The 20,673-nt window shown below is 71.7% G+C and carries 18 protein-coding genes; 7 read left to right on the top strand and 11 right to left on the bottom strand.

Annotated elements, in window-relative coordinates; all coding sequences use genetic code 11:
• Nucleotides 1-88 precede the first annotated feature (88 nt).
• The gene (locus tag ACWDZ4_RS16890; RefSeq protein ID WP_451509165.1) at nt 89-2,536 is read left to right on the top strand and encodes an ABC transporter; all 2,448 of its coding nucleotides are present in this window, start codon (nt 89-91) and stop codon (nt 2,534-2,536) included.
• A gap of 239 nt (nt 2,537-2,775) precedes the next feature.
• Here the strand turns inward: ACWDZ4_RS16890 and ACWDZ4_RS16885 are convergent, their stop codons facing one another.
• The 4 genes from ACWDZ4_RS16885 to ACWDZ4_RS16870 are packed head-to-tail and all read right to left on the bottom strand — an operon-like array spanning nt 2,776 to nt 6,577.
• Nucleotides 2,776-3,090 carry a protease inhibitor I42 family protein gene (locus ACWDZ4_RS16885; protein ID WP_451509164.1) on the bottom strand — a complete coding sequence of 105 codons (315 nt, stop codon included), beginning with the start codon at nt 3,088-3,090 and terminating at the stop codon, nt 2,776-2,778.
• A gap of 58 nt (nt 3,091-3,148) precedes the next feature.
• The gene (locus ACWDZ4_RS16880) at nt 3,149-3,898 is read right to left on the bottom strand and encodes a succinate dehydrogenase/fumarate reductase iron-sulfur subunit (RefSeq protein ID WP_451509163.1); all 750 of its coding nucleotides are present in this window, start codon (nt 3,896-3,898) and stop codon (nt 3,149-3,151) included.
• Nucleotides 3,895-5,871, bottom strand: a complete 1,977-nt coding sequence (locus tag ACWDZ4_RS16875; RefSeq protein WP_451509162.1) for a fumarate reductase/succinate dehydrogenase flavoprotein subunit — start codon at nt 5,869-5,871, stop codon at nt 3,895-3,897. Before ACWDZ4_RS16875 ends, ACWDZ4_RS16880 begins: the two co-directional genes overlap by 4 nt.
• Before the next feature lies 1 nt (nt 5,872).
• The gene (locus tag ACWDZ4_RS16870; protein ID WP_451509161.1) at nt 5,873-6,577 is read right to left on the bottom strand and encodes a succinate dehydrogenase cytochrome b subunit; all 705 of its coding nucleotides are present in this window, start codon (nt 6,575-6,577) and stop codon (nt 5,873-5,875) included.
• 92 nt (nt 6,578-6,669) lie between these two features.
• Between ACWDZ4_RS16870 and ACWDZ4_RS16865 the strand changes: the two genes are divergently transcribed.
• Nucleotides 6,670-7,590, top strand: a complete 921-nt coding sequence (locus tag ACWDZ4_RS16865; protein ID WP_451509160.1) for a LysR family transcriptional regulator — start codon at nt 6,670-6,672, stop codon at nt 7,588-7,590.
• Here the strand turns inward: ACWDZ4_RS16865 and ACWDZ4_RS16860 are convergent.
• From ACWDZ4_RS16860 to ACWDZ4_RS16850, 3 genes are all read right to left on the bottom strand, one after another.
• Nucleotides 7,560-9,788 (bottom strand): putative bifunctional diguanylate cyclase/phosphodiesterase, encoded by a 2,229-nt coding sequence (locus ACWDZ4_RS16860; RefSeq protein WP_451509159.1) that lies wholly within the window; start codon nt 9,786-9,788, stop codon nt 7,560-7,562. The two genes, ACWDZ4_RS16865 and ACWDZ4_RS16860, sit on opposite strands and share 31 nt — an antisense overlap.
• Nucleotides 9,785-10,597 (bottom strand): SAM-dependent methyltransferase, encoded by an 813-nt coding sequence (locus ACWDZ4_RS16855; RefSeq protein WP_451509158.1) that lies wholly within the window; start codon nt 10,595-10,597, stop codon nt 9,785-9,787. The genes ACWDZ4_RS16860 and ACWDZ4_RS16855 overlap by 4 nt, the downstream gene beginning before the upstream one ends.
• Before the next feature lie 229 nt (nt 10,598-10,826).
• The gene (locus ACWDZ4_RS16850; protein ID WP_451509157.1) at nt 10,827-11,801 is read right to left on the bottom strand and encodes an SCO0930 family lipoprotein; all 975 of its coding nucleotides are present in this window, start codon (nt 11,799-11,801) and stop codon (nt 10,827-10,829) included.
• Between the two features lie 898 nt (nt 11,802-12,699).
• Here ACWDZ4_RS16850 and ACWDZ4_RS16845 point away from each other — a divergent pair.
• Nucleotides 12,700-13,464, top strand: coding sequence for a bestrophin-like domain (locus tag ACWDZ4_RS16845; protein WP_451509156.1), 765 nt, complete (start codon nt 12,700-12,702; stop codon nt 13,462-13,464).
• On the opposite strand, the gene ACWDZ4_RS16840 is transcribed toward ACWDZ4_RS16845, so the two are convergent.
• Nucleotides 13,426-13,872: a hypothetical protein gene (locus ACWDZ4_RS16840; RefSeq protein WP_451509155.1), complete on the bottom strand. Its 447-nt coding sequence runs from the start codon at nt 13,870-13,872 to the stop codon at nt 13,426-13,428. The two genes, ACWDZ4_RS16845 and ACWDZ4_RS16840, sit on opposite strands and share 39 nt — an antisense overlap.
• Nucleotides 13,873-14,050: 178 nt before the next feature.
• On the opposite strand from ACWDZ4_RS16840, the gene ACWDZ4_RS16835 reads away from it, so the two are divergent.
• Nucleotides 14,051-14,590, top strand: coding sequence for a hypothetical protein (locus ACWDZ4_RS16835; RefSeq protein ID WP_451509154.1), 540 nt, complete (start codon nt 14,051-14,053; stop codon nt 14,588-14,590).
• Between the two features lie 127 nt (nt 14,591-14,717).
• Here ACWDZ4_RS16835 and ACWDZ4_RS16830 read toward each other — a convergent pair whose 3' ends face one another.
• Nucleotides 14,718-15,203: a hypothetical protein gene (locus ACWDZ4_RS16830; protein ID WP_451509153.1), complete on the bottom strand. Its 486-nt coding sequence runs from the start codon at nt 15,201-15,203 to the stop codon at nt 14,718-14,720.
• Between the two features lie 320 nt (nt 15,204-15,523).
• Here ACWDZ4_RS16830 and ACWDZ4_RS16825 point away from each other — a divergent pair, with 320 nt between their 5' ends.
• Nucleotides 15,524-16,186: a class F sortase gene (locus tag ACWDZ4_RS16825; protein ID WP_451509152.1), complete on the top strand. Its 663-nt coding sequence runs from the start codon at nt 15,524-15,526 to the stop codon at nt 16,184-16,186.
• 75 nt (nt 16,187-16,261) lie between these two features.
• Here the strand turns inward: ACWDZ4_RS16825 and ACWDZ4_RS16820 are convergent, their stop codons facing one another.
• Nucleotides 16,262-17,110 (bottom strand): polysaccharide deacetylase family protein, encoded by an 849-nt coding sequence (locus ACWDZ4_RS16820; RefSeq protein ID WP_451509151.1) that lies wholly within the window; start codon nt 17,108-17,110, stop codon nt 16,262-16,264.
• A 107-nt stretch (nt 17,111-17,217) separates the two neighbouring features.
• Here ACWDZ4_RS16820 and ACWDZ4_RS16815 point away from each other — a divergent pair, with 107 nt between their 5' ends.
• Together ACWDZ4_RS16815 and ACWDZ4_RS16810 are read left to right on the top strand one after the other, a co-directional pair.
• A complete protein-coding gene (locus tag ACWDZ4_RS16815; protein WP_451509150.1) occupies nt 17,218-17,685 on the top strand; it encodes a universal stress protein in 468 nt (155 codons plus the stop codon).
• A 108-nt stretch (nt 17,686-17,793) separates the two neighbouring features.
• Nucleotides 17,794-19,236, top strand: a complete 1,443-nt coding sequence (locus ACWDZ4_RS16810) for an amino acid permease (protein WP_451509149.1) — start codon at nt 17,794-17,796, stop codon at nt 19,234-19,236.
• Between the two features lie 45 nt (nt 19,237-19,281).
• Here ACWDZ4_RS16810 and ACWDZ4_RS16805 read toward each other — a convergent pair whose 3' ends face one another.
• Nucleotides 19,282-20,460: a CapA family protein gene (locus ACWDZ4_RS16805; RefSeq protein WP_451509148.1), complete on the bottom strand. Its 1,179-nt coding sequence runs from the start codon at nt 20,458-20,460 to the stop codon at nt 19,282-19,284.
• Between the last annotated feature and the right edge of the window lie 213 nt (nt 20,461-20,673).

The raw sequence follows: 20,673 nt of genomic DNA, 5'->3' as shown, positions 1-20,673 counted from the left end.
AACCGTTTGTCGCGACACTCCCCGCCTACCCGCATACCCGTATCCCCCCATACCCACGTCCCCGCGTCCCCACGTACGGAGTCCCCGGATGCACAGTGCCCACGACCCGTACGTGCGCGTGCGCGGCGCCGACGAACACAATCTCCGGCACGTCGACGTCGACATCCCCCGTGACGCGCTCGTCGTCTTCACCGGCGTCTCGGGTTCCGGGAAGTCCTCACTCGCCTTCGGGACGGTCTACGCCGAGGCCCAGCGCCGCTACTTCGAGTCGGTCGCGCCGTACGCCCGCCGCCTGATCCACCAGGTCGGGGCGCCCAAGGTCGGCGAGATCAGTGGCCTGCCGCCCGCGGTGTCGCTGGAACAGCGCAGGTCGGCGCCGACCTCGCGGTCCTCGGTCGGGACGGTCACCACCCTCTCCAACTCGCTGCGGATGCTGTTCTCACGCGCGGGCACGTACCCGCCCGGCGCCCCGCGCCTCGACTCCGACGCGTTCTCGCCGAACACGGCGGCCGGCGCGTGCCCCGAATGCCACGGTCTCGGCCGCGTCCACCGCACCAGCGAGGAACTGCTCGTACCGGACCCGTCGCTCTCCGTCCGGGAAGGCGCGATCGCGGCCTGGCCGGGCGCCTGGCAGGGCAAGAACCTGCGCGACGTGCTGGACGCGCTCGGGTACGACGTGGACCGGCCCTGGCGCGAGCTGGGGCAGCGGGACCGGGACTGGATCCTGTTCACCGACGAGCAGCCGGTCGTCACCGTGCACCCGGTGCGCGACGCCGGCCGCATCCAGCGCCCGTACCAGGGCACGTACATGAGCGCCCGGCGCTACGTCATGCACACCTTCGCCGACTCCAGGAGCCAGACCCTGCGGGCGAGGGCCGAGCGCTTCCTGACCGCCGAGCCGTGTCCGGTGTGCGGCGGCAGCAGGCTGCGCCCCGAGGCGCTCGCGGTCACGTTCGGCGGCCGGACGATCGCCGAGCTGGCCGGGCTGCCGCTGTCGGCGCTCGCACGCGTGCTGGGCTCGGCGACGCCGGCGCCGGACGGATCGGACGGATCGGACGGATCGGACGGGAAGGAGACGGCGCGCGTCCTGACGGGTGACCTGCTGGCGCGGATCGCGGTCGTCACCGAGCTGGGGCTCGGCTGTCTGAGCCTCGACCGTACGACGCCCACGCTCTCCTCCGGCGAGCTCCAGCGCCTGCGCCTGGCGACACAGCTGCGCTCGGGGCTCTTCGGCGTCGTGTACGTCCTGGACGAGCCGTCGGCCGGGCTGCACCCGGCCGACACCGAGGCCCTGCTGGTCGTCCTCGGCCGGCTGAAGGCGGCGGGCAACTCGGTCTTCGTCGTGGAACACCACCTGGACGTGGTACGCAGCGCGGACTGGCTCGTCGACGTCGGTCCGCACGCGGGCGAGCACGGCGGCCGGGTGCTGCACAGCGGGCCGCCCGCCGGACTGGCCGAGGTCGCCGAATCGGCGACCCGCCGTTTCCTCTTCGACCGCGAGCCCGCCGCGCCGCGCGAGGTCCGCACGCCGTCGGGCCTGCTGCGGCTGAACGGTGTCGAGCGGCACAATGTGCGCGGCGTGGACGCCGCATTCCCGCTCGGGGTCTTCACCGCCGTGACGGGTGTGTCGGGTTCCGGGAAGTCGACCCTGGTCGGGCAGGTGCTCGCGGGCGTCCTGGCGGACCGTACCCGCACGGCGGCGGGGGCGGTGACGGGCTGCGCCTCGGCCGAAGGACTGGAGGCCGTGGACCGGCTGGTCCAGGTCGACCAGCGCCCGATCGGCCGTACGCCCCGGTCCAACCTGGCGACGTACACCGGACTCTTCGACGTCGTACGCAAGCTCTTCACCGGCACGCAGGAGGCGCGGGCGCGCGGGTACAAGGCGGGGCGGTTCTCCTTCAACGTGGCCGGCGGGCGGTGCGAGACGTGCCAGGGCGAGGGGTTCGTCCCGGTGGAGCTGCTCTTCCTGCCGAGTACGTACGCCCCGTGCCCGGACTGCCACGGCGCGCGCTACAACCCGGAGACCCTGGAGGTCACGTTCCAGGGGCTCAGCATCGCCGGGGTGCTCGACCTGACCGTCGAGGCGGCGGCCGGGTTCTTCGCGGACACCCCCGCCGCCGTGCGCAGCCTCCGGGCGCTCCTCGCCGTCGGGCTCGGCTATCTGCGGCTCGGGCAGCCCGCGACGGAGCTTTCGGGGGGTGAGGCACAGCGCATCAAACTGGCGAGCGAACTCCAGCGCACCCGCCGGGGCCACACCGTGTACCTCCTCGACGAGCCGACGACCGGGCTGCATCCGGCCGATGTCGAGGTGCTGATGCGGCAGTTGCACGGCCTGGTGGACCAGGGCCACACGGTGGTCGTGGTCGAGCACGACATGGCGGTGGTGGCGGGCGCCGACTGGGTGATCGACCTGGGACCCGGCGGCGGTGACGAGGGCGGCCGGATCGTCGCGGCGGGACCGCCCGCCGAGGTGGCAAAGGCACCGGACAGCCGTACGGCGCCGTACTTGGCCCGGGAGCTGCGGCCGGCGGCCTGAACGCCGGCCAGCGGCCCCGGGCGCGGCTGGTGCGGCGCAGTCCGGTCGGCTCGGCCACGGACCCCAGCCGGCGGGCGGTGGTCTCGTCGCCGACGACCGGGCGGGCCGCGGTCCCGGCCGCCGCCGGCCGGGGGATCCGCTCGCGACGGGCAACGGTGACCCGGAGGCCGGCGGCGACGGCGCCGGGTCGCCGGACTTGGCCGGACACGTACCCGGCTTGCAGTACAGCAGCTTGACCTTCATGTGTCCGGCTCGATCGCCCGGAAGGTGAAGGGCTGTGTTCCGCCGCCTCCGCCGACGTTCCCGCCGTCGTCCTCGTACTCCTGGTCCTGGCCCTGGAGCCGGACGACGTCACGGTCGGGGCGTGGGCCGGCCGCATACCAGTTCTCGCCCATGGAGGGACTGGCCGGCAGGGACAGCGTGAACTCGTCGCCCGCGTCCACCTCGAGGATCCTCCCGTCGGCCTGGCAGGTCTCGGGGCCGAAGATCCCGCAGCCGGCCAGGGCCAAGGCGGACAGCGGCGGGCCAAGGGCGGCTGCGAGTCGATTGCGCATGAAGGAGTTCCCCACTCGCAGCCGAGGGTGACATGCCCACCACCACCGAACCGTCGGGTCAGCGGCGCGACGCCTTCCTGGTCGCCCGCAGCCACTCCTTGTTCATCGCCGCGATGGACGGCAGCGGGATGCCCTTCGGGCAGGCGGTGGCGCACTCGCCGGCCAGGGTGCAGCCGCCGAAACCCTCCTCGTCCATGGCCGAGACCATGTCGAGGACCCGGGTCTCGCGTTCGGGTGCCCCCTGCGGGAGCACGTTCAGGTGGTTGACCTTGGCCGAGGTGAAGAGCATCGCCGAACCGTTCGGGCAGGCCGCGACGCACGCGCCGCAGCCGATGCACTCGGCGTGCTCGAACGCGAAGTCGGCGTCGGCCTTGGGCACGGGTGTGGCGTGCGCCTCGGGGGCGGCGCCGGTCGGGACGCTGATGTAGCCGCCCGCGCCGATGATCCGGTCGAACGCCGACCGGTCCACCACCAGGTCCTTGACCACCGGGAAGGCGCCCGCCCGCCACGGCTCGACGTCGACGGTGTCGCCGTCCTCGAAGTGCCGCATGTGCAGCTGGCAGGTGGTGGTGCGCTCCGGTCCGTGCGCGTCGCCGTTGATGACGACTCCGCACGCCCCGCAGATGCCCTCGCGGCAGTCGTGGTCGAAGGCGACCGGCTCGTCGCCGCTCAGGATCAGCTTCTCGTTGAGCGTGTCGAGCATCTCCAGGAACGACATGTCCTCGGAGATGTCGTCGATGTCGTACGTGACCATGGCGCCGGGTTCCTCGGCATTGCGCTGGCGCCAGACGCGCAGGGTGAGCCTCATGCGTAACTCCGCTGGGTGGGGTGGACGTAGGCGAATTCGAGGGCTTCCTTGTGCAGGACGGGAGCCCGGCCCGTACCGGCGAATTCCCAGGCGGCGGCGTACGAGAACTCCTCGTCCCTGCGGGCCGCCTCGCCGCCCTCGGTCTGGCTCTCCTCGCGGAAGTGGCCGCCGCAGGACTCGGTGCGGTGCAGCGCGTCGAGGCAGAGCAGCTCGGCCAGTTCCAGGTAGTCGACGACGCGGTTGGCCTTCTCCAGCGACTGGTTGAGCTCCTCGCCCGTACCCGGCACCTTGATCCGGCGCCAGAACTCCTCGCGGATCTCCGGGATGCGGCCGAGCGCTTTGCGCAGGCCCTCCTCGGTGCGGGCCATGCCGCAGTGCTCCCACAGGAGTTCGCCGATCTCCCGGTGGAAGGAGTCGGGGGTGCGGTCGCCGTCGGCGGCGAGCAGCCGCTCCAGGCGGTCGCTGGTCTCCGCGACCACGCGGACCGCCTCCGGGTGGCTCGCGTCGATGTCGTCGTGGTGGGGGTTGCGGGCCAGGTAGTCGTTGATGGTGGACGGCAGGACGAAGTAGCCGTCGGCCAGGCCCTGCATGAGGGCGGACGCGCCGAGGCGGTTGGCGCCGTGGTCGGAGAAGTTGGCCTCGCCGATGGCGAAGAGGCCGGGGACGGTGGTCTGGAGGTCGTAGTCGACCCACAGGCCGCCCATCGTGTAGTGGATCGCCGGGTAGATGCGCATGGGGACCTCGTACGGGTTCTCCGCCGTGATCCGCTCGTACATCTCGAAGAGGTTGCCGTACTTCTCCTCGACGGCCCCCCGGCCCAGGCGCCGGATCGCGTCGGTGAAGTCGAGGTAGACGCCCTGCCCGCCGGGGCCGACGCCGCGCCCCTCGTCGCAGACGTTCTTGGCGGCGCGCGAGGCGATGTCGCGCGGCACGAGGTTGCCGAAGGAGGGGTAGGCGCGCTCCAGGTAGTAGTCGCGCTCGTCCTCGGGGATGTCGGCCGGCGGGCGGGTGTCGCCCTGGGCCCTGGGGACCCAGATGCGGCCGTCGTTGCGCAGCGACTCGCTCATCAGGGTGAGCTTGGACTGGTGGTCGCCGGAGCGCGGGATGCAGGTGGGGTGGATCTGGGTGAAGCAGGGGTTGGCGAAGTACGCGCCGCGCCGGTGTGCGCGCCAGATCGCCGTGGCGTTGGAGTTCTTGGCGTTGGTGGAGAGGTAGAAGACGTTGCCGTAGCCGCCGCTCGCGAGCACCACGGCGTCCGCGAAGTACGTGTCGATCCGGCCGGTGATCAGGTCGCGCGCGACGATGCCGCGAGCCCGCCCGTCGACGACGATCAGATCCAGCATCTCGGTACGCGCGTGCATCTCGACGTTGCCTGCGGCGATCTGCCGGGACAGCGCCTGGTAGGCCCCGAGCAGGAGCTGCTGTCCGGTCTGGCCCCGGGCGTAGAAGGTCCTCGACACCTGTACGCCGCCGAAGGAGCGGGTGTCGAGCAGGCCGCCGTACTCGCGGGCGAAGGGCACGCCCTGCGCGACGCACTGGTCGATGATCTCGACGGAGATCTGCGCGAGCCGGTGGACGTTGGACTCGCGGGCGCGGAAGTCGCCGCCCTTGACGGTGTCGTAGAAGAGGCGGTGGACGGAGTCGCCGTCGTTGCGGTAGTTCTTGGCGGCGTTGATGCCGCCCTGCGCGGCGATGGAGTGGGCGCGGCGCGGCGAGTCCTGGTAGCAGAACTGGACGACGTGGTAGCCCTGTTCGGCGAGCGTGGCGCCTGCCGCGCCGCCCGCCAGGCCCGTGCCGACCACGATGACGGTGTGCTTGCGGCGGTTGGCCGGGTTGACCAGTCTGGCCTCGAAGCGGCGGGTGTCCCAGCGCTCGGCGACCGGGCCGGAGGGGGCCTTGGTGTCGGCGACCGGCGCACCGGTCGTGTAGGCCGTGTAGTCGGCGGAGTCGGCGTATTCCCTGTGTTCGCTCATGTCAGCCCACCACTCCAGTCATGACGGCGACCGGCACGGAGACGAATCCGGCGGTCAGCACCAGTGCGAGGCCGTTGGCCACGGTCTTGAGAATGCGGTCACGCCGTGCGTTGCCCACGCCCAGCGTCTGCGCGGCGCTCCAGAAGCCGTGCCGGACGTGCAGCCCGACGGCGAGCATCGCCACGAGGTAGATGACGTTGCCGTACCAGGTGGAGAAGGTCGCGACGACGTTCTCGTACGGGCGCCCGGCCTGGGCGTTCTCGTTCACCGTGAGCGTCGTCAGGTCCAGCAGGTGCCACACGATGAACAGCGCGAGGATGATCCCGCCCCACCGCATGGTGCGCGTCGCGTAGCTCGCCCGCCGCCGCTTGTGCACGTACTTGCTCGGCCGCGCCGCGATGTCGCGCCTGCTGAGCTGGTACGCCGCGACGCCGTGCAGCACCACCGCCGCGAGCAGCACCACGCGCACGACCCACAGCGCCCACTCGTGGTGCAGGAGGGGTTCACCCATGGTCCGCAGCCAGTGCGCGTAGGCGTTGAACTCGCCGGACCCGAAGAAGATCTTGAGGTTGCCGAGCATGTGGGCGACCAGGTACATGAGCATGATCAGGCCGCTCACGGCCATCACCGTCTTCTTGCCGACGGTCGATCCCCAGAAGGAGCGCGTGAGGGACGGTTGCCGTTCCGTCCGCGTAGCCAGTGCCATGCCGCCGACGCTACGGCCCGGAGGCATCAGAGGTCCAAGACATGGTTCGGCTCATGTCCATAGGCTTGGCCTATCGCGGCTAGGGTGGCGCCATGCAGTTCCAGCAGCTCCTCTACTTCGTGGCCGTCGCCGAGACCCTGCACTTCACGCACGCCGCCGAGCAGGTCCACGTCTCCCAGCCGTCCCTCTCCCAGCAGATCCGCGCGCTGGAGAAGGAGCTGGGCGCCGACCTCTTCACCCGCGCCCGCGGCAACATCGCCCTCACCGACGCCGGCGAGACCCTGCTGCCGCTGGCCCGGCGCATCCTCGCCGACGCCGACACCGCCCGCCACGAGGTCCAGGAGCTGGCCCAGCTGCGGCGCGGCAGGGTGCGGCTCGGCGCGACGCCGAGCCTGTGCACGGGGCTGCTCCCCGACGTCCTGCGCACCTTCCACGACCTGCATCCCGGCATCCGGCTGCTGATCGAGGAGAGCGGCTCGCACGATCTCGTACGGGAGCTGGCGCGCGGCGCCCTCGACCTCGCCCTGGTCGTGCTGCCGCTGCCGACGCCGTCCCCCGCCCTGACCACCGTCGAGCTGCTGCACGAGGATCTGGTCGTGGTCTCCGCCGCTTCACTGCCCCGTCCCGGGAAAGGCGGCAGGCCCGTACGCGTCGCGGATCTGGAGGGCGAGCCGATGGTGATGTTCCGGCACGGCTACGACCTGCGCGAGCTGACCGTCACCGCCTGCCGGGCCGAGGGCTTCGAGCCGTCGTTCACGGTGGAGGGCGGCGAGATGGACGCCGTGCTCGGCTTCGTACGGGCCGGGCTCGGGCTCGCGGTCGTGCCCCGCATGGTGGCCGCGCGAGCGGGGCGCGACCTGCGGGTCACGCCCCTCGCCCGGCCCGGCCTGAGCCGTACGATCGCCCTCGCGCACCGCAGCGACGTGGCCCCGCCGCGCGCGGCCCGCGAGCTGCAGAGCGTACTCCTCGCCTCCCGCGTCCGTCAGACGGCGTCGGCCAGCAGCAAGGTGTGAATGCGGTCGGGCGCGCCGGGCCTGGCGTAGTACCAGCCCTGCGCCGTGTCGCAGCCCAGCTCGCGCAGTTGCGCGGCCTGGGCGCCCGTCTCCACGCCCTCCACCGTCACGTCCAGGTCCAGGCTGTGCGCCAGGGAGACGATGCCCTCGACGATCTTGAGGTCGACGGCGTCCGCCGGGCGCTGCTGCATGGACCGGGTGAAGGAGCGGTCCAGCTTGAGCACGCTCACCGGCAGCCTGCGCAGATTGGCGAGGTTGGAGTAGCCGGTGCCGAAGTCGTCGAGCGCGATGTCCACGCCCATCTCGGCGAGCCGGCGCAGCGGCTTGAGCAGGTCGTCGTCGGCGCCGATCAGCGCCGACTCGGTGACCTCCAGGCACAGCGCGTTCGGCTCCAGGCCCGCCCGCTCCAGGACGTCCACCGTGTCGGAGACCAGACCGGGGTGGTGCAGCTGCATCGGCGAGAGGTTCACGTTGATGCGCAGCGGCCCGCCGTCGGAGTGCCGCTCCTGCCAGAACCTGGCCTGGCGTACGGACTCTTCGAGCACCCAGCGGCCGAGCGGCACGATCAGCCCGGTGTGCTCGGCGAGCGGGATGAACCGGTCGGGACCGAGGACGCCGTGCTGCGGGTGGCACCAGCGCACCAGCGCCTCCGCGCCGTGCACACTGCCGTCGCCGAGATGCACCAGCGGCTGGTACTCGATGAAGAACTCGCCCCGCTCCAGTGCGGCGGGCAGGGCGTTGGTGAGTCCGTGCCGGGTGATGGCGCGGGCGTCCGCCTCCGCGTCGGCCGTCTCGAAGCGGTTGCCGCCCGCCGACTTGGCGCGGTACATGGTGATGTCGGCGCTGCGCAGCACCTCGGCGGGGCCGCGTTCGCCCGCCGGGCCTTCGACGATGCCGATGCTGCCCCGTACGGTCAGGTCACGGCCCTCGATGCGGATCGGGGCCGACAGCGCGGTCAGGATGCGGGCGGCGAGCTCGTCCACCTCCCGGCGGGTGTCGGGACCCGTGGTCAGTGCCACGAACTCGTCGCCGCCGAGCCTGGCCACCATCTCGCCGGGCGCCGTCGCACAGCTCTGCAGCCGGTCGGCGACCTCCACGAGGAGCCGGTCGCCCGCCGAGTGGCCGAGGCTGTCGTTGACCGCCTTGAAGCCGTCGAGATCGAGGTAGCACAGGCCGAAGCGCATGCCGTCGCCCGCGGACAGCGCCTTCTCCAGGCGTTCGAAGAACAGCGTGCGGTTGGGCAGTCCCGTCAGCGCGTCGTGGGTGGCCTCGTAGCGGAGCCGCAGATTGAGCAGCCGCCGCTCGGTGGTGTCCTCCATGAGCGCCAGCTGGTACTGCGGCTTCCCGTCGGCGTCGCGCAGCAACGAGACCGTCAGGTTGGTCCACAGGACCGTGCCGTCGGTGCGGTAGTACGGCTTCTCGACGCGGTAGTTCTCGCGCTCGCCGCGCACCAGTTCGCCGTACAGCTTCCACACATGGGGCGTGTCCTCGGGGTGGACCCACTCGCTCACCTTCCTGCCCCGCACGGCGTGACCGAGCCCGCCGAACATCCGCATGAGCGCGTCGTTGACCTCCAGGATGTTGCCGTCGAGGTCGGCGATGCCGATGCCGATCGCCGCGCCTTCGAAGACCGCGCGCAAGCGGGTCTCGGTGGCGTGCAGTGCCTTCTGCGCCTCGGTGCTCGCCAGCAGCGACGACCGCGCCAGGGCCTCCTGCTCGGCGAGGGTGCGCTCACGGAGGGCCTGCGCGAAGCCGGCGGCGACGGCGTGCTGGAGCCGGGCGCAGCGGGCCCGCTGTTCCTCGGTCTCGGCGGGCGAGTCGTCCTCCCCGGCGCAGTACAGCACCAGGTAGGAGTCGACGACTCCGAGGGTACGGACGAGGGCGTCCGGATCGGTGCAGTGCGCGGCGACCAGGGCGGCGCCGACCTCGTGCGCGGGCGTGGTGTCGAAGGGCCGCCGGCGCAGAGCCGCGCTCAGCTTCCGGGCGAGCGGCAGCAGGTGCCGTTCGACCTCGGGGCGGGTCATGGAGGTGGCGGTGACGGGGAAGACGGCCCGGCTCCAGATCGTCGCGAACCGCTCCAGCCTGTCGTCGAGTGTGTCGTCGAGTCTGTCGCCGGGTCCGTCGTCGGGACTGCCCGCCGCTCCCTGCCCGGCGGCCGGTCCGGACCCGGGCCCCGGTGCCTGCGCTGGCCCGCTCACTGCTTGCGACCCACCCCTGCATAGCCCGAGTAGGCGTACGGATCCTCCTGCGCGGCCGGGGTCTCGGGCCGCCAGTCCGGCATCGGGACAAGTCCCGGCTCGACCGTCGCGTACCCCTCGAAGAAGCGTGCGATCTCTTCGCGCGAGCGCATGACCAGCGGGTTCTTGATGTTCTTGTAGACCCCGACCGTGCCGCCCGCCTGCTCCTCGGGGACCGGGATCCCCTCGTAGGAGGCATGGGTCAGGATCATGACGCTTCCCGGCGCGAGGGCGTCGCGCAGGGTGGCGACGGCGGCCCGGGGATCGTCGGCGTCCTCGACGAAGTGGAGTACGGCGACGAGCAGCAGCGCCACCGGCCGTTCCAGGTCGATGAGTTCGCCGACCACGGGGTCGTTCAGGATCTCCTGCGGCTTGCGCAGGTCCGCCGCGGCTATGCCGGCCCGGTCGTTGCCCGCGAGCACGGCCCGGCTGTGCGCGACGGCGACCGGGTCGTGGTCGACGTAGGCCACGCGGGCCTCGGGGTCGGCGGCCTGGGCGACCTCGTGGACATTGCCGAAGGTCGGTATGCCGGATCCGATGTCGAGGAACTGGGTGATGCCCTCGCCGATCGCGAAGCGCACCGCGCGGCGCATGAACGCCCGGTTCGCCTGCATGACCTTCGGGAGGCCCGGCATGAACTCCATGGCCTTGCGGGCCGCTTCCCTGTCGACCTCGAAATTGTGCGAACCGCCCAGGTAGAAGTCGTAGATCCGGGACACGCTCGGCACCGAGAGGTCGATGCCCTGGGGTGCCCAGGCGGGTCGCTCCATCAATGTCTCCAACTCATCGCCACGGGACGTCCGGTCATGACCAAGACCGGTGTTCGAGCCGAGGCTACTGATCGGCAGGCATCAGAGCGAGCAAAAACGGAAATTGACGGTCCGTTCTGGGTCACACCCCACAGGCATGGGCGACACGTACGACCGGCCCGCCCTGCCGCACGGAGCGGAGGAACGGGCCGGCCCGGCCGGGCACCACGGCGTGGGAACGCTGCCGGAACTACGCGGGCGCACCGGCCAGCTTGCCCACGGGCGAGACCGCGTACCACGTGCCGCCGACCCCCTGGCCGTTGGTGTCACCCGGCTTCGTGTCGCCCGAGAAGGTGTAGACGGGCCAGCAGTCGATCGTCTGCTGGCGGACACCGTCGGGGCGGTCGAAGACGACGAAGCCCTTCTTGAGGATGCCGTCGGTGTCGTTCTTCCCGACCGGCGGGACGGCCGGCCACTTGTCCAGGCAGGCGCCGGTGCAGGCCGTCTTCATCGGCCAGGCCGAGTCCTTCTTGAACCGGTAGACCGTCATCCCCTCGGAGTCGACCACGATGTCGCCGAGTTCGGGGTCGTCGCGTACGGACATACCCGCGAGTCCGGCGGGGTTCTCGGCGGCGTCGTCCCGCGTGCCGCCCGCCGCGCCCGGCGCGGCCTTCTTCCCGTCGGGGGCGGCGGCGAACCAGGTGCCGCCGACGCCCTGGCCCTTGGCGTCACCGGGCTCGGTGTCCTTGGCGAAGCGGTACATGGGCCAGCCGCCGACGGTGAGCTGCTTGGTGCCGTCGGCCCTGGCCACCTCGCCGATCGCCGATCCGTCGGTGCCGGGGGCCGCCGTGGCACCGCCCGCGGGCACGACCGGCCAGGCCTTCGCACAGTCGCCTTCGCAATTCGACTTCGGCGGACCGGCGGTGTCCTTGTCGAACCGGTAGAGCGTGAAGCCCCTGCTGTCGGTGACGACCTCGCCGAGCTTCTCGCTGTCCCAGACGGCGAGTTGTCCCGCGGCCCTGGGGGCGGCGGCCTGACCGCCGGAGTCTTCGCCGTAGCCGGTGTCCGAGCCGTAACCGCTGTCGGCGGGCTGCTGCGCGGGGTTGGCGTTGCCCACGGACCGGCTGCCCGGAGACCCGGTCGCCTTGTCCTGACCGCACGCCGTCGTCAGCGCCATCACAGCCGCCGCCGCCACCGCGAACGAGACGTTCCGCCAGGTCTTCATGTCGACTCCTGTGCACCGGGGGTGAGGTGCGACGCCGTGGCGCGTCGCTCATGGCCCTAGGTACGGACGAGGAGTGCCCGGGTGTTCAAAGGGTTCGCGGAAATTTCCCATGATCTCCGATGCACAGCCGGGGCGATCCCGAACGCAAAACTGCGGAAGTCCCACCCATCAGGGGAATGGGGAGCAGTTACGGCGTGCCGGGGGGCGCACTCCGACCATGATCCCGGACGTGCACCCTCCGCCCCTAGGACGCCTGTTGGCCGCCACCACCCTGACCTGGCTGCTGCTGAGCCCTGTTCCGTCCGTGGCCGACAGCTGTGCGTACGCCTCCATTTCGCCGAACGGTGAGGTGTCGTCGGGCTCGGCGATCGCCGTGGCAGGAAGTGGGACCTGCACGGCGGGTCCGAAACCGAAGCCCCCGCCACCGCCACCACCCGCCCCGGAGCCTCCCCCGCCACCGCCACCACCCGCCCCGGAGCCTCCCCCGCCACCGCCACCACCGCCTTCACCTCCGCCACCTCCGCCGCCCCCGGCCCCGCCGCCTCCACCCCCGCCTCCGCCCCCTCCGCCCGTCGAACCGGCACCCGCACCTCCTCTCCCGCCGCCACCGCCTCCCCCACCCGTCGCACCACCACCGCCCGCCCCCAAGCCCTCCGCCACACCCTCCCTCGCACCCACCCCCACACCCACACCCACACCCACACCCGAGCCCACTCCGTCCGCCCGGCCGAAACCGGCCGCCACCACCCCGGTCGCCGTTCCCGTGTACCGGAAAACCACCCGCAAGGAGCCCGGGACCGGACCGTCCCTGGTCTCCCTCACCCTCCTGGTCACGGCCCCCGCGGTATTCGCCGCCGCCGTGCTGCGTCCCCGATCCCGCTAGCCGACGGAGAACCCCATGTCGGAATGGCTCGTTCTGAGCATCGCGATGGCGGCCGCCTGCGCGGTCGTCCTCACCATCACGGTCATCAACCACCGCCGCGTCGGCGATGACGACGACCCGTCCGAGACACCCGACGTCATCGAGTACATGACGATGATGATCGGCGTGGTCTACGCGATCGTCCTCGGCCTCGCCATCGCCGGCGTCTGGGAGGGCCGCAGCGCCGCCCAGGAGTCGGTACGCCAGGAGGCCCAGGCCCTGCACGAGATCAGTGCCCGCTCGGAGGTCTACCCCGCCGAGGTCCGCGACCGCATCCGCGACGACGTCGAGGCGTACGTCACGCACGTCGTCCACACCGAATGGCGCCACATGGCCGACCACGGCAGCCTCACGGAGCGCGGCACCGAACTCCTCGACCAGGTGCGCCGTGACGTCACCGACTACGTGCCGAAGACCGACCACGAGGGTCAGGCCTACCAGCCCCTGGTCGACCAGGTGGCCGCGGCCGACGACGCCAGGAGCGCCCGGGGTCAGGGCGCGGAGGCCACCATGCCCGGCGTGGTCTGGTTCGGCCTGATCATCGGAGCCCTGGTGGCGGTCGGCCTGATCTTCACCCTCCAGATCCGCCGCACCCCGCGCGAACTTCTCCTGGCCGGGCTCTACAGCGCCCTGATCGCCTTCCTGCTCTTCCTCATCTGGGACTTCGACGCCCCCTTCGGCCGCGGCCTCTCGGCCACCGCCTCACCGCTCCTCGACCTGTTCCCGGACACGTCCGGGTGACCCCGTCACCGGACGGCGTCCGCGTCCCCGGTTCGCCCGCCACGTCGCGTCGGCGGACTCCAGGAAGGCGGCGAAGGACTTCCACTGACCCCAGGTGAACATGACCGTGTGCGGGTTTCCCGCGATCTGCCCGGCCGGCCGGGCGGCGAACCCCCGCAGCCGGGCGGGGTCGGCGTCCGTCGCGAGGAAGACGTAACCGTTCACGAGGGGCGTCGGTTCCTTGCTGAGGATCCCCACCACGTCGGCGAGCGTCACCGCGGCGTCCTTGTTCCCGCCGAGCTTGCCCAGGCGGCTGCGCCGGATCTCGACACGGTCCTGGTGGATTGCGGCCGTGGCCAGGTGGCCCTTGAACGTCAGGGGCTGCCAGGGCGGCGGCCGCAGGGCCGGATCTTCGCGGAAACGGGGCACCGCCCCAGTGTGACGGATCCCGGCGATACGCCGACCGGCCCGCCCCGATGCCCCATTTGCGCGACTGTGATCGCGCGCCGCCACCGTCGCTCCTAGCGTGTGGGGTATCGAGGAGCATTTCCTGCCATGTGTGGATAAAGATTCCGCCGCTGCCCCTCGAGGACCCGGAGGATTGTCCATGCGCGCGATACGTCTCACATCGGCCGCCGCGCTCGGCCTCGCCGCTCTCTCGTTCACCACCCCGGCCGCCACGGCCGTGGACGGCAAGGCGCCTGTGGTGTCCGGCACCGCCACGCCTTCCACCATCGCCCCGGGCGGCCAGATCACTCTGGCCGTCACGGGCTGCAATGGCGACGCGATCGCGTCTTCCGCGGTGTTCGACCCCACCAGGATCCCCATGGGAGGAACGGCGACAGCCACGGTCGACTGGGACGCCAGACGCGGTGCCGTCTACCTCGTGACGTACGCCTGCAACGGTGAGACGGACACGTCGGACCTCACCATCACCGGCGGCTCCAGCCCGACGGCCAGCCCCACCGGCATGCCCACCGGCATGACCACCACCCCGGCCGGCCCGGCCAGGGGCGGCGTGGGCGGCAGTATCGGCGGGATGAACGCGGGGGAGATCGCCGGGGGTGCGACGCTGGTCGTCGCGGCCGTGGGGGGTGCGGTCTTCGTGCTGCGCCGCCGCCGCAGCACCAGTGACCGACAGCACTGACCGGCTGTGCGGCAGCGGCCGCCCCCACGCGCCCGTCGCCCCGCGTCCTGACGAGGACGCGGGGCGACGGGCGTTCACACGGATACGGACTTACGGACTCACGGGCCCACCGGCAGCCGGGCGGAGCTCAGACCCCGGCGTGGTTGAGGCGACGCCTGCGCACGATGAAGAGGCCGCCGCCGATGGCCGCCGTGGCGACAAGACCGGCCCCGACCTTCATCTCCGTGTCGGAGGGACCGAGAGATCCGCCGATACCGCCGTGCGCGCCGCGGCCCGCGAGGACGGTGAACTGGTGGGTCGCCACCATCGGGTTGTCGTTGCACTTGACGGCCAGGTTGTAGTGGCCCGGAGTGGCGTTGTGCTTGATCTTGGCGGTGGCGTACGACGTGGTGTCGCTGGCCGAGAGGCGGGCGGGCTTCTTGAAGGCGTTGGACGTGACGGTGCCGCCGTGACCGCACCCTGAGGCACTGATCGTCATCACGGCGCCCTGGTGGACCGAGTACGGGTTGACGTTGACGTTGCGCGGGCCGTTGGTGGCGGCAGCGGTGGGGGCGACGAGTCCGACCGCCGCACAGGCCGTCACGGTCACCAGGCAGGCGCGTGGAACACGCATCGTAGAACCTCCATGGGCGGCGCCCCGGAGCGGTGCTCCGGGAAGGTCGACGAGAACGCCTCCCATGACGAACACTCACCTCGGTCCACCGATCCCGCATTTCGGGACTGGTCCACCCCGGTGAGGCGACACGCCGGTACGACGCGTCCGCAACTGACGGAGCCGCAGGTCACACACCGTCAGATATCTTGTACGACGAGTTACCCGGATGGGTCACGGATGGACCACCCGGGGCCGCCGCGCCACCCGTTCGCCCCTCACGTCTCGCCGCCCCCACCCCCCGCACTTAGCGTCCGTACAGACGCGTCGAAGGGAGCACCATGGGCCAGGAGTACAACGGCTCCGAGCCGAGGAAACGCTCACCGTGGGGGGTCCTGGCCCTCGTCATGCTCACCGGTCTCGCGCTGATGCGAAACGGCGTCGACGTCTCGCTCGGTCCCCCGCAGCCCGCCTCGGCCGCCGCCCTGGACTCCCCCCGCCCCGACACTCCCGGAGCCCCGACCCTCACTCCCTCCGTCCAGCCCCTGCCGTACGCCCCGGCCTCCCGGATCCGCCTCCCCGACATCCGCGTCGACGCGCCCATCGTGGATGTGGGGCTCGACTCGGAGGGCTGGATCGACGCGCCGGCGCCGGAGGACCCCAACCTCGCGGGCTGGTACCAGAACGGTGTCTCCCCCGGCCAGCGGGGCACCTCGGTGATCGTCGGCCATGTCGACAACGCCGCCGGACCCGCGGTCTTCTTCAACCTGGGCTCGCTCAGGAAGGGCCACCGCATCGAGGTGACCCGCTACGACGGCCACGTCGCGATCTTCAAGATCTACGGCGTCGAGGTCTTCTCCAAGGAGAACTTCCCCGGCCCCCGGGTGTACGGCGACACGGGCCGGCCGGAGCTGCGTGTGATCACCTGCGGCGGCGGCTACTCGAAGACGGACGGCTACACCGGCAACGTCGTCGCCTTCGCCCACCTGGTCGCCACCCGCTGACGGGCGGCGACCGGGGCGGAGAACCGGAGAACCGGAGAACGGGGGACAGCGGTCAGGAGGGCGCCCGGAAGGCACTCACGCCCGGGGCGCGGCGCCGGGCACCGTGATGCGGTAGCCCTCGTCGAGCAGTTGCGGCAGGTACGTCCGCAGCGCCGCCACGCTCTGCTGCCGGTTGCCCCCCGCGTCGTGCGAGAGCACCACCACGCCGGGGCCCGCACCCTCGCGCACCCGGCGGACGATGGCCCTGGTACCCGGCTCGCGCCAGTCCAGGGTGTCGACGGTCCAGCCCAGCGGCTCCATGCCCAGTTCCGCGCCGATCTCGAAGGAGCGGCGGTTCCAGGCTCCGTACGGCGCGCGGTACCAGTCGGGCGCGTCCCCGACGGTCCGCTCGACGATCTCGCTCGTACGCCCCAGCTCGGTGCGGATGCCGCCCGGTGACAGCCGTGGGATCAGCGGGTGGGACCAGGAGTGGTTGCCGACGACGTGCCCGTCGTCGGCCATCTCCCGCAGCAGGTCCCGGTTCTCGACGGCCATTTCCCCGCACACGAAGAACATCGCGCGTACGTCGTAGCGCCGCAGCGTGCGCAGGATGGCCGGGGTGTAGCGCGGGTCCGGTCCGTCGTCGAAGGTCAGCACCATGCCGCGGCCGATCCCCGCCATCCGCAGGAAGGGCCGTCGGCGCACCGGCGGGCGCGCGAGCGCGGCGCTGGGCGGTGCGTACGCCGTCATGGGCCGCAGCCGGTACGCCGAGGCCCTGACCGGCGCGGTGGCCCGCGGCCCCGCGGCCGGCGGCGGCCCCGAGGGGAAGCGACTCGGCGCCTCGGCCCGGTCCGGGCCGAGGAATCGCACGACGGTGACGGCTCCCAGGCAGGTGGCGAGGCGCAGCATCGCCCGGCGCCCCGGAGGAATCTGATCGTTTTTCATGACTAATAGCTCGCACGGCCGCAGGTTCCCCGGCCCGGCCCACACCGGCGGCACCGGCCGAAGCACCCGATGGGACGAGCCCACCGGTGCCGGATAACCTCCCTGCTGTGACAGAGCAGCAGCGCCACCGGTTCGAACGCGGGACCGACGGACCCAAGGTGATCGTCGCGGGCCTGGACGGATCCGACTCCTCACTCCGCGCGGCCGCGTACGCGGCGGGCCTCGCCCGCCGGCAGAACGCGCTGCTGGCCCTGGTCTACGTACAGCCGCTGGTGTCGGCCGGGGCCGCGCTCGGCGTCGGGGTGCCGCTCGCGGACACGGCCGAGGGCATCGCCCAGGACCTGATGGCGGAGGTCCGCACCGCGGCGGAACGGACGAAGGGCACCTTCGAGGTGCGCTGGGAGTTCCACACCTTCCGCGGCGACCCGTACAACGGCCTGGTGGCGGCGGCCGACGAGCTCAAGGCGGACGCCGTGGTCGTCGGGGCCTCGGAGTCGGCGGGCCACCGGTTCATCGGTTCGGTGGCGCTGCGGCTGGTGAAGGCGGGGCGCTGGCCCGTCACGGTCGTGCCGTGACCACGGCGGCCCAGGACGCCGATTGGCGTACGCCGTCTTTCGTCCCGGTCTTCCCCGGGTCATCATGAGCCCGCCATCAGCCGACAGTCGCCTGCGGAGGGATCACTCATGGCCGGACTCGGGACGGGGCGGGGCGTACTGCGCCGCAAGCCGATCGAACAGATCGAGGAGGGTGCGGGCGACGCGAGCGAGCAGCTCACCAGGACCCTGGGCCTCTGGCAGCTCACCGCGATCGGCGTCGGCGGCATCATCGGCGCGGGCATCTTCACCCTCGCCGGTACGGTCGCGAACGGCACGGCCGGCCCGGCGGTGCTCGTCTCCTTCCTGATCGCGGGCGTGGCGAGCGCGGCCGCGGCCTTCTCCTACGCCGAGTTCGCGGGAATGATCCCGAAGGCCGGTTCGGCGTACACCTACGGCTACGCGGTCCTCGGTGAGCTCGCGGGCTGGTTCATCGGCTGGGACCTGCTGCTGGAGTACACGGCGATCGTGGCGGTGGTCGCGATCGGCATCTCCGGCTACTTCAACTTCCTGGTCGAGGACATGGGCGCCGAGCTGCCCGTCTGGATGCTGGGCGCGCCCGGCACCGGCGAAGGCCACAGGGTCGACCTGTTCGCGGCGGTGCTGTGCCTGTTCATCGCGTACCTGCTGACGCTGGGCATCAAGAGCGCCGCGCGCTTCGAGACGGTCGTGGTGGTGCTGAAGGTCCTGGTCGTGCTGCTCGTGATCGTCGTCGGTTTCTTCCACGTCGACACCGGCAACTACAGCCCCTTCTTCCCGTTCGGGGTCGGCGGGGCCTTCACCGGTGCGGCGACGGTGTTCTTCGCGGTCTTCGGGTACGACGCCATGTCGACGGCGGCCGAGGAGTCCAAGGACGCGCAGCGCCACATGCCGAAGGCGATCCTGTACTCGCTCGCGATCTCGATGGTGCTGTACGTACTGGCCACCCTGGTGCTCACCGGCATGCAGAACTACACGGAGGTCGACCCGGAGAGCGGCTTCTCGACGGCGTTCCAGTCGGTGGGGCTCGGCGCGCTCGCGGACGTGATCGCGGTGGGCGCCATCATCGGCATCCTCACGGTGATGTTCACCTTCATGCTGGGTGTCACGCGGGTGTGGTTCTCGATGAGCCGCGACGGGCTGCTGCCCCACTGGTTCGCCAAGACGCACCCGAAGCGGCACGTGCCGGTCCGGGTGACCTGGATCGTGGGGGTCGCCTCCGCGCTGATCGCCGGGTTCCTGCCGATCGGCGAGGCGGCCGAACTGACCAACATCGGCATCCTGCTGGCGTTCGCCGTGGTGTGCACCGCGGTGATCGTGCTGCGCTACCGGCAGCCGGACCTGCCGCGCAGCTTCCGCACCCCCGGGATGCCGTTCGTGCCGGCGATCGGGGTGGTGTTCTCGATCTGGCTGATCACGTTCCTGGCGTGGCAGACCTGGCTCCGCTTCGCCGCCTGGTTCGCGCTCGGCCTGGTCGTCTACTTCGCCTACTCGTACCGCAGGTCGGCGCTGGCGAAGACGCCGCCCGCGGTGGGGACACGCGACGAGAAGTAGCGGCAGGCAGCGGCGGACCGTGGCGCCCCGGGGCAGCGGCTCCGGTTACTCCCCCATCGTCAGGCCGTCCCGGGCCGCGTCCCGGCCGAGGACGACCCGGCGGATCCGGTCGCGTACGTCCGTGTGGTCCGCGCCGCCCGCGATCGCCGCGTTGAGGTTCACCGCCCGCCCCTCCTGCGTGTCGAACCACTGCGGGACGAACTCCGCCTTGCGCACTTCCCAGCGCTGTCCCGGCCGCGCGGGCGGGGCGAAGGTGAAGCGGCCGATGGTGCCCTGGTTGCCGCGCGGGTCGTACGCGCCCGAGTGGTCGACCATCGCCCCGGCGATCTGGTCGCCCATGCCGTAGACGATCCAGGTGCCGTTGACCTTCTCGTACGCCTGCGGGACGTGCGCGTGCGTACCGAGGATCAGGTCGATGTCGGGGCGCTCGCCGGTCTTCGACGCGGTGAGCGCCCTGCCGAGCTCCAGCTGCTGCTCGTCGGCGTCGTCCTGCCACTCCGTGCCCCAGTGCAGCGAGACGACGACCACGTCGGCGCCCGCCTTCCTGGCCGCCCGCGCGTCGGCGACGATCTTCTCCCGGTCGATCAGGTTCACCGCCCACGGCCGCCCCTCGGGCAGCGGATAGCCGTTCGTGCCGTAGGTGTACGCGAGCTGGGCGACCTCGGCGGTGCCGCCCTTCAGCCAGGCGGGTTTCTGGGCCTCGGCCGCCGTCCGTGCCGATCCCGCGTGCTTGATGCCGGCCCTGTCGAGCGCGCCGAGGGTCCTGTCGACGCCCTCGGCGCCGGCGTCCAGGGTGTGGTTGGAGGCGGTGGAGCAGGAGTCGTAGCCGGTGGCGCGCAGCCCTTCGGCCACCTGGGGCGGCGACTGGAAGTTCGGGTAGCCGGTGTACGGGCCGCCCTCGGGGCCGTACACCGTCTCCATGTGGCAGATCGCCAGGTCGGCCTCGGAGACGACCGACTTCACGCCGGTGAACATCGGCGCGAAGTCGTAGCCGTCGCCGCCCGCGTCGGCCCGGGCCTGCCGGATGATCGACGCGTGCGGGAGTACGTCGCCCGACGCGACGAGGGTGAATCCGCGCTGCCCGCGGCCCGCACCGCCCGCCGCCTCCCTCTCCGGGGCGGACACGCGCGCCGTCGGCGGGCCGGTGCATCCGGTGTACGCGGTGACGCTCAGGATCAGCAGCGCGGCCGTGGCCGCCGTCCCTCGCAGCTTTCGCTTCGCCATCGGACCGACTTCCATTTTGTACGACTACAGGACGAATGGATCCATAGACCGTTCCCTGGCATGTCAAGCGACGCGGCCGTTGCCGTCACCGGAACAGACGCATGACGGCGACCGTTCGTCGTGCCATTCGTCGCACCGTTCGACCGCTCACCGCACGGCCCCTGCCGCCCGTTCGGCCGCCGCTCCCCGCACCGCCGCGCATCCGCCGGGCGG

The organism is Streptomyces sp. NPDC003016, assembly GCF_053591455.1.
Note: the sequence above shows the minus strand (reverse complement) of the source record. Positions and strands in the feature narration are given on the sequence as shown.